This is a genomic window from Stenotrophomonas sp. STEN063 (genome assembly GCF_056854515.1).
Genome location: NZ_JBXFWF010000109.1, coordinates 1 through 7,960 on the forward strand (window position 1 = coordinate 1; position 7,960 = coordinate 7,960).

Genomic DNA, 7,960 nt, shown 5'->3' on the forward strand with positions numbered 1-7,960 from the left:
GGCGCCCACGAATAACCGGTTTTTTTGTAGGCGCGGGTAAAGCCGCGAAGCTGACGGTGCTGAAATACCGGATATTTATGCAATCTGACGAACCACCGGCTTCGCGGCTTACGCCGCTCCTACAACACCCCCGGTGAGCACGCTCCAGTACCCCGTAACCGCAGGGCTCAAAGCTCCTGTCCAAACATGATCCTGTGGCCGTCTATGGTGCGTACTCCAAACTCGCGCATGCCCCAGGGCTTGTCAGCGAGCGGCTGGGTGAATTCCGCGCCCGCCGCTTGGTACTCATCAAACAGACTGCTGGCGTCTGCCACGGTTATGTAGCCATACCAGGAGTGATCACCAAGCGCATGCGGCGGCGTAGCGTCGATGCATTCGCCCAGCATCACCCGGAAGCTGCCGCGTGACATGAAACTCCAGCCGGGCGCAGTGAAATCCATTTGCAGGCCAAGCACTGAAGCGTAGTAGTCGGTGGACTTTGCCAGATCCTGCACGGCGAGGGTAAAGCGCACATCGGTGAAGTCGCTCATCTCATCTCCTGCGGCGTGATATCAGCCATCGCGCGTTGACTCCGGTTGCAGCTGTTGGAGCTCGGCTTTGGTGTCCGAATCTGGCGGGCAATGCTGCCGGCATGGATGCAGCATGCAGCTCCCTTGTCGATTGGAGCTTACATGAAGCAGCTACATGGAAAGGTTGCGATCATCACCGGTGCCAGTTCCGGTATTGGCCGTGCTGCAGCAGTGTTGTTCGCCGCAGAAGGCGCGGCCCTTGTGCTGGGAGCGCGTCGCGCTGCCGAGTTGGATCGGCTTGTCGCGGAGATTGCCGGAAGTGGCGGCACTGCGGTGTGTCTGCCGGGCGATGTCTGCGAAGAGGCCTATGCAAAGGCCTTGGTCGATCTGGCGTTGGATCAGTACGGTCGGCTGGACGTGGCCTTCAACAACGCAGGCATGATGGGGCCGTTGGGACCGACACCCGGGCTGGCGCTGGCCGATTGGCAGCGCACGCTGGATACCAACCTCACCGCGATGTTCCTGGCCGCCAAGCATCAGGTCCCGGCGATGCTGCGCGGCGGCGCTGGTAGCCTGATATTCACGTCAACCTTCGTCGGGCATACGGTGGGTTTCGCCGGTGCTGCGGCGTATGCGGCCAGCAAGTCCGGCATCATCGGGCTGACCCAGGCATTGGCCTCGGAGTTCGGACCGCAAGGACTGCGGGTCAATGCCTTGTTGCCTGGCGGTACTGATACCCCGATGGCGCATGAAATGAATGGCTCGCCGGAAGCGATGGCGCTGGTGGCGCAGTTGCATGCACTGAAGCGTATTGCCGATCCACGCGAGTTGGCGGCGGCGGCGATGTTCTTGGCCTCGGACCAGTCGTCATTCATGACTGGCGCGGCGATGTTGGTGGATGGTGGGGTTTCCATCCATCGCGGCTGATGCGGGGGCGCATGCGAAACGGGCGCCGAGAGGCGCCTGTTCGCTCTGCTTGGCCGGAGTGCATGGAGCTGCTGAAACTCCCGCACTCCCAGAACAGGAGTCGGCGAGCAAGCTGCCTGGCTTGCCGATCAATGGATCGGGATATGCAGTTCCATCTGCGATTCCGGATCGAACGGATCGTCAAAGCGTGCGTCGTAGCGTTCCAGGTCAACGCCGTCTTTTGCCTGTAGACCGTGATCGGCCAGCAGGTGATCGTAGATTTCCTGGAACGTTGCGCTGATCTGCGGCGCAGTGCCAGTGTGGGTATAAACGGCATAGCGTTGCGCAGGAACCTGGACGCGGACCATGCCTTCCGGGATGACTGCTATCTCGCTCACCTCGAAACCGGTGATGTAGCGCAGCGTGCGGTCGGCCTGCGGTATGCAGACGCCGTAGCTGACGACGGGATCGATCTTGCCGGTGACTTCATTCTCGCGCGGGATGAAGCGTTGCCAGAGTTCAGCATAGCCATCTTCGCCTTCGCGGAAGATTGCTTCCATGCCGATGACGTTGAAGGCCGGGCGCTCGATGAGGGTGGGTTGCATGGCGGGATTCTTGTCGGAGAGGGCACAAGCGTGTCGTGTGTAGCGCTTGCCGGGGGCCTGTCAGCTTCCGTTCTGTGCCCGCTGGTAAGCGACCAGTGCGTTGGCATGACCGTGGCCGATGTTGTGCTGTTCCTTGAGGAAGGCCACCTGCTCCATGTGTTTCTTGTCCTTGACCGTGTCCAGCAGCTGCAGCCAGTGCTTTACCGGCTTGCCGTACGTCTTCTCGATGGACGGGAAATACGATGCCGGGCCTTGGACTTTTTCGCTGCTGGTCATCTGCGTTTCCTGGTAGGAGGGAGGCTCGGCAATGATGCGGCAAAGGCGGCTTGTTGGCGACTCAGCCGGTGCTCGCCTGCAGGATCTCGCTGATGCGCGCCTTGGCGGTGTGAATGAAAGCAGCCAGTGGTGCAGCAGGCCAGGGGAGAATGGCGTCGGCCGGGGCGAGATACGCCCGCCGCGCCTGCCTGACAACGGCGTGATGCTGCTCCGGCAGATGCTGCAGCAGCCACTCCGCAGCGACGTCCTTCGGCGCGATCTTTCCTGTCTGTGCGCTGTACCAGAGGCGCGCCAATGTGAGCACGATGTTTGTTTCCTCGCCATGCCAATCGTCTGCGGTGTTCCATAGCACCAGGGTGTCAGCCAATGCCTGCTTGAAGTCCTGACCGGGCACTGGCGGCAGTAGTTCGGCGAGGGCGGGGCCATGCAGGGCGATGCTGTGCTGACGGGCCGTGGTCAGGAGGATGGCGAGATCGGGATCCTGCATGGGCGGTTCCAGGATGCCAGCAAGGATGTCCTGCCGCAGCCATTCGCCGAACTGCAGCTCGCGGCGTGCTGGATGGCGCCAAGGCGTCACTTCGGCTTGAGCGATCACTGTCGCTTCCAACGCACGCAGTGTTGGATGCTGGCCAGGCGGCACCGAGATCGTCAGCAGGTCGCGTTGCAGTTGTCGCAGGGTAGCAGTGTCGGGATGCTGGGCCACGATCACCAGCAGGTCGATATCGCTGAGCGGCTTCAAACCACCGTCGAGTGCGGACCCGTAGAGGTAAATGGCGATGAGGTTGGCTGCCAGTTGCTGCCGGATCACGTCGCAGGCGAGGGCGAGCTGTGCGGTGATGGCGTCGGGGAAAAGTGCAGTCATGGCGGAGGCAGGCAATCGTGTTGGGGCGATTGTGCCGCAAACAGAACGGGCGCCTTGCGGCGCCCGTTCGTTGCAAAGCTTGCCCTCACTCCATCCCTTCCAGCGTGCGCGGGAAGACTTGTAGTGCCGAGCCATGCTCGGCAGGGGCTTTACCGGCTGAAGCTGCCCTCACCCCAACCCCTCTCCCGTGAACGGGAGAGGGGCTCAAACTGTAGTGCCGAGCCATGCTCGGCAGGGGCTTTACCGGCTGAAGCTGCCCTCACCCCAACCCCTCTCCCGCGGGCGGGAGAGGGGCTGAAGCAAAGGCAATGGCCTTGCCGATCAGTAGCGGTAGTGGTCCGGCTTGAACGGGCCGTCGACCGGCACGCCGATGTAGTCGGCCTGTTCCTGGCTCAGAGTGGTCAGCTTGACGCCGATCTTCTCCAGGTGCAGACGCGCAACTTCTTCGTCCAGCTTCTTCGGCAGCAGGTACACCTTGTTCTCGTAGCTGTCCTTGTTCGCCCACAGGTCGATCTGTGCGAGCGTCTGGTTGGCAAACGAGTTGGACATCACGAAGCTCGGGTGGCCGGTGGCGCAGCCGAGGTTGACCAGGCGGCCTTCGGCCAGCAGGAAGATCGCGTTGCCGTTCGGGAAGATGTACTTGTCCACCTGCGGCTTGATGTTGACGTGCTGCACGCCCTTGTAGGCCACCAGTGCATCGACCTGGATTTCATTGTCGAAGTGACCAATGTTGCAGACGATGGCCTGGTCCTTCATCGCGCTCAAGTGCTCGATGCGGATGATGTCCTTGTTGCCGGTGGTGGTGACGTACAGGTCGGCACGGCCCAGGGTGGATTCGATGGTGTTGACCTCGAAGCCTTCCATCGCGGCCTGCAGGGCGCAGATCGGGTCGATCTCGGTGACCACCACGCGCGCGCCGTAGGCACGCAGCGAGGCCGCGCAGCCCTTGCCGACGTCGCCGTAGCCGCAGACCACGGCAACCTTGCCGGCCAGCATCACGTCCATCGCGCGCTTCAGGCCATCGGCCAGCGACTCGCGGCAGCCGTACAGGTTGTCGAACTTGCTCTTGGTGACCGAGTCGTTGACGTTGATCGCCGGGATCAGCAGGGTGCCGGCCTGGGCCAGCTGGTACAGGCGGTGCACGCCGGTGGTGGTCTCTTCGGAGACGCCCTTCCAATCCTTTACCACGCGGCCCCAGTAACCCGGGCGCTCGGTGGCAACGCGCTTGAGCAGGTTCTTGATGACCTGTTCTTCGTGCGAGGAAGCCGGTTCGTTGACCCAGTTGCTGCCGTTCTCGAGCTCGTAGCCCTTGTGGATCAACAGGGTGACGTCGCCGCCGTCATCGACCACCAGCTCCGGACCGGTCAGGGTGCCATCGGCCAGGGTGAAGGTCAGCGCGTCCAGGGTGCAGTCCCAGTATTCTTCCAGCGACTCACCCTTCCAGGCGAACACCGGCGTGCCGGTGGCGGCAATCGCAGCGGCTGCGTGGTCCTGGGTCGAGAAGATGTTGCACGAGGCCCAGCGCACGTTGGCGCCGATGTCCTTCAGGGTCTCGATCAGTACCGCGGTCTGGATGGTCATGTGCAGCGAGCCGGTCACGCGCACGCCCTTCAGCGGCAGCTCGGCCTGGTACTTGCGGCGGATCGACATCAGGCCCGGCATTTCGTGCTCGGCGATGTCCAGTTCCTTGCGGCCCCAATCGGACAGCGAGATATCGCGGATCTTGTAATCACCTTCCTGCGAGAAGGTAGCGGCAACAGCGTTCATTTAGAGCTCCGGTGTGGTGCGAGCAGGCTCGCGTTCGCCGGGCGCCGTTGTTGCATGAAAGCCGTCCGAGCCTGGCCGTTGGTGAAATCCATGCAAGAGCATGGGCGGTGGTGGACAGGTCCACCCAACGGTCGCAGCGCCCCTCGGAACGGGCTGCCCAGTATATCGCGGCCAGCTGTCAGCGCTGCGGGCCCAACCAACGGCAGGGGCCACGGGCAAGGGGGATTGTTAAGTTGGGGGATTGTTTCCGTCCAACAGGAATGCGCCATGAATCTGTCTCCCCACCGCCGCCGTCGTGCTTCAGCCGCACTGGTGTTGTGTGCCGGCCTGCTGCTGGCAGTACCACCGGTCATGGCGCTGACCCCGCCTGCGGCGCAGAAGGGCGCCCAGCAGGGCGAAGGCTACCGGCTGCCGTCGGCCGCGCTGCAGGCGGTGGTGGATGCCCCGCGCGCGCCCAGCCTGTACCTGTCGCCCAAAGGGGACCTGACCGCGCTGCTGCAGATTCCGGCGCTGCCGTCGATTGCCCAGGTCGCCGCCCCGGAGCTGAAGCTGGCCGGCCTGCGGATCCACCCCAAAACCGTCTCCGACAGCCGTTTCTCGTTCGGCAGCAAGCTGTGGCTGGCGTCCAACATCGATGGCAAGGAGCGCCAGATCACCGGCCTGCCGCAGCCGCTGTCGGTGGCCGCATTGACGTGGTCACCGGACCAGAAGTACCTGGCCTTCAACCAGCTGGACCCGGCGACCGGGGCCAATGAACTGTGGTTGGTGGACGTGCAGGCTGGCAGTGCGCGCCGTGTTGCCGAGCGCCTGAACAGCATTGTCGGTACCGGCTATGCATGGTTGCCGGGCAGCGACGCGCTGCTGGTCATGCAGCGTCCGGCTGGCCAGGGGGCACCGCCGCTGGCCGATGGCGTGCCGACCGGCCCGGCCGTGCAGCAGACCGAGGTCGGCCAGGGCGTGCGCTCGGTGCGGACCTACCAGGACATGTTGAAGAACGAAGACGACGCGCGCCTGTTCGAGTACTACCTGCAGGCACAGCCGGTGCGGGTGTCGATCAACGGCGACAGTACCCCGGTTGGTACAGCCGGCATCTATCTGGGACTGTCAGCCTCGCCCGACGGCAAGTACCTGTTGAGCCAGCGCGTGCAGCGGCCGTTCTCCTATGCGGTGCCGGTCAGCCGCTTCCCACGCAACATTGAAGTACTGGATGCCCAGGGCAAGCTGGTGCACACGGTGGCGCGTCTGCCGCTGGTGGATGGCCTGCCGACCGGCAACGATGCGGTGCCCACCGGCGTGCGTTCGATCAGCTGGCGCGCCGATGCGCCGGCTTCGCTGGTGTGGGCTGAGGCACAGGATGGCGGTGACCCGTCGCGTGAGGCCAAGGTGCGCGATGCGGTGCTGCTGCAGGCCGCGCCGTTCGACAAGCCGCCGGTGACGCTGGCGCAGCTGGGCTCGCGCTACGCAGGGGTTACCTGGGCCAATGGCGAATTGGCGCTGCTGGATGAGTACTGGTGGAAGAGCCGTCAGGTGAAGCAGTGGAAGATCGCCCCGGACCATCTGGATCAGGCAGCAACATTGTTGGTACAGCGTTCGGAAGATGACCGCTATGGCGACCCGGGTGAGCCGGTGTTGAGCACCGACAACGCTGGCCGCTCCCGTTTGCAGTTGAGTGCCGACGGCAACAGTTTTTACCGTATCGGCGAGGGTGCGTCGGCGGAAGGTGATCGCCCATTCCTGGACCGCGTGGACCTTGCCAGCGGCAAGAGCGAGCGTGTATTCCAGTCGCAGGCGCCGTACTACGAAATGCCCTTGAGCATCAGCGAAGGCGAGGGTGGTCGCATCCTCACCTACCGTGAATCCAATGACGTGCCGGCCAACCTGATCGCCCGTACCTTGGCGGCAGATGCGCAGCCGGTTGAACTCACTCACTTTGCCCATCCGTTGCCTGCATTGCGTGGCGTGAAGAAGGAGCAGATCCGCTACAAGCGTGCCGACGGTGTCGAACTCACCGCCGACCTGCTGCTGCCGCCGGGCTACGACGTCAAGAAGGACGGCCCGCGCCCGGTGCTGATGTGGGCTTACCCGGCAGAGTTCAAATCCGCAGCCGATGCCAGCCAGGTCAGCGGTTCCAAGTATCGCTTCAACGCCATCAGCTATTGGGGTCCGCAGGCCTTCCTGGCCAAGGGCTATGTGGTGCTGAATAACCCGACCATGCCGATCGTTGGTGAAGGCGACACCGAGCCGAACGACACCTATGTGCAGCAGCTGGTTGCCAGCGCACAGGCAGCGGTCGATGAAGTGGTGAAACGTGGTGTTGGTGACCGTGAGCGCATTGCGGTGGGTGGCCATTCCTACGGCGCCTTCATGACTGCCAACCTGCTGGCGCATACGCGTCTGTTCAAGGCTGGCATTGCGCGCTCGGGTGCGTACAACCGCACGCTGACACCTTTCGGTTTCCAGGCCGAAGAGCGCAACTACTGGCAGGCGCAGGAGGTGTACCAGAAGATGTCGCCGTTCAATTACGCCGATAAGATCAAGGACCCGATCCTGTTCATCCACGGCGAGGACGACAACAACTCCGGCACCTTCCCGATCCAGAGCGAGCGCATGTTCGCTGCGGTGAAGGGCTTGGGTGGCACCTCACGCCTGGTGATGCTGCCGAACGAGTCGCATGGTTACCGCGCACGCGAATCGATCATGACGATGCTGGCTGAAAGCGAAGACTGGCTGGACCGTTGGCTGGGTGCAGAAGCCGGCAAGAAGCGCTGACGAGCGGCTCCCTCCCTTTTGCACGCAGTGCGAAGGGGAGGGCAGGCTTTGGCCCTCCTGTAGTGCCGAGCCATGCTCGGCAGGGGCTTCACCGGCAAAGTCCAAAGCCCCCTCATCCCAACCCTTCTCCCGCTTGCGGGAGAAGGGCTTTGAGCAAGAGCGAAACAACGTAGTGGGGGGGCCGCGGGGGGCGGGGCCGGGGGGCCGGAAGCAAGCCACGCCACAAAGGAGGCCGCGCGGGAGGAGAGCGAACTGGTATGGAGAGG

General features: G+C 63.4%; 7 protein-coding genes and 1 riboswitch. Of the genes, 2 read left to right on the plus strand and 5 right to left on the minus strand.

The window, feature by feature from the left end; genetic code table 11:
- Positions 1–167: 167 nt before the first annotated feature.
- Complete coding sequence (locus AC1VWL_RS18775) at positions 168–530, minus strand: VOC family protein (RefSeq protein WP_303748921.1); 363 nt, start codon at positions 528–530, stop codon at positions 168–170.
- Positions 531–671: 141 nt separating this feature from the next.
- On the opposite strand from AC1VWL_RS18775, the gene AC1VWL_RS18780 reads away from it, so the two are divergent.
- The gene (locus AC1VWL_RS18780) at positions 672–1,436 is read left to right on the plus strand and encodes an SDR family oxidoreductase (RefSeq protein WP_482987687.1); all 765 of its coding nucleotides are present in this window, start codon (positions 672–674) and stop codon (positions 1,434–1,436) included.
- A gap of 128 nt (positions 1,437–1,564) precedes the next feature.
- Here AC1VWL_RS18780 and AC1VWL_RS18785 read toward each other — a convergent pair whose 3' ends face one another.
- The 4 genes from AC1VWL_RS18785 to ahcY all read right to left on the minus strand — a co-directional run bounded on the left by AC1VWL_RS18785 (position 1,565) and on the right by ahcY (position 4,925).
- Positions 1,565–2,020 (minus strand): GyrI-like domain-containing protein, encoded by a 456-nt coding sequence (locus tag AC1VWL_RS18785; protein WP_482987688.1) that lies wholly within the window; start codon positions 2,018–2,020, stop codon positions 1,565–1,567.
- Positions 2,021–2,080: 60 nt separating this feature from the next.
- Complete coding sequence (locus tag AC1VWL_RS18790) at positions 2,081–2,296, minus strand: DUF4287 domain-containing protein (RefSeq protein WP_482987689.1); 216 nt, start codon at positions 2,294–2,296, stop codon at positions 2,081–2,083.
- A gap of 61 nt (positions 2,297–2,357) precedes the next feature.
- On the minus strand, positions 2,358–3,158 hold the full coding sequence (locus AC1VWL_RS18795; RefSeq protein ID WP_482987690.1) for an aminoglycoside adenylyltransferase family protein: 801 nt from the start codon (positions 3,156–3,158) through the stop codon (positions 2,358–2,360).
- A gap of 321 nt (positions 3,159–3,479) precedes the next feature.
- Positions 3,480–4,925: an adenosylhomocysteinase gene (gene ahcY / locus AC1VWL_RS18800; RefSeq protein WP_482987691.1), complete on the minus strand. Its 1,446-nt coding sequence runs from the start codon at positions 4,923–4,925 to the stop codon at positions 3,480–3,482.
- Positions 4,926–4,957: 32 nt separating this feature from the next.
- A riboswitch (S-adenosyl-L-homocysteine riboswitch) is annotated at positions 4,958–5,076 on the minus strand.
- Between the two features lie 116 nt (positions 5,077–5,192).
- Here ahcY and AC1VWL_RS18805 point away from each other — a divergent pair.
- Complete coding sequence (locus AC1VWL_RS18805; RefSeq protein ID WP_482987692.1) at positions 5,193–7,694, plus strand: alpha/beta hydrolase family protein; 2,502 nt, start codon at positions 5,193–5,195, stop codon at positions 7,692–7,694.
- Positions 7,695–7,960 lie beyond the last annotated feature (266 nt).

Excerpts from the sequence above, each read along its gene's own strand:
- AC1VWL_RS18805 (WP_482987692.1), top strand. The coding sequence starts at position 5,193 with ATGAATCTGTCTCCCCACCGCCGCCGTCGTGCTTCAGCCGCACTGGTG.
- AC1VWL_RS18775 (WP_303748921.1), bottom strand. The coding sequence starts at position 530 with ATGAGCGACTTCACCGATGTGCGCTTTACCCTCGCCGTGCAGGATCTG.
- AC1VWL_RS18795 (WP_482987690.1), bottom strand. The coding sequence starts at position 3,158 with ATGACTGCACTTTTCCCCGACGCCATCACCGCACAGCTCGCCCTCGCC.
- AC1VWL_RS18780 (WP_482987687.1), top strand. The coding sequence starts at position 672 with ATGAAGCAGCTACATGGAAAGGTTGCGATCATCACCGGTGCCAGTTCC.
- AC1VWL_RS18785 (WP_482987688.1), bottom strand. The coding sequence starts at position 2,020 with ATGCAACCCACCCTCATCGAGCGCCCGGCCTTCAACGTCATCGGCATG.
- ahcY (WP_482987691.1), bottom strand. The coding sequence starts at position 4,925 with ATGAACGCTGTTGCCGCTACCTTCTCGCAGGAAGGTGATTACAAGATC.
- AC1VWL_RS18790 (WP_482987689.1), bottom strand. The coding sequence starts at position 2,296 with ATGACCAGCAGCGAAAAAGTCCAAGGCCCGGCATCGTATTTCCCGTCC.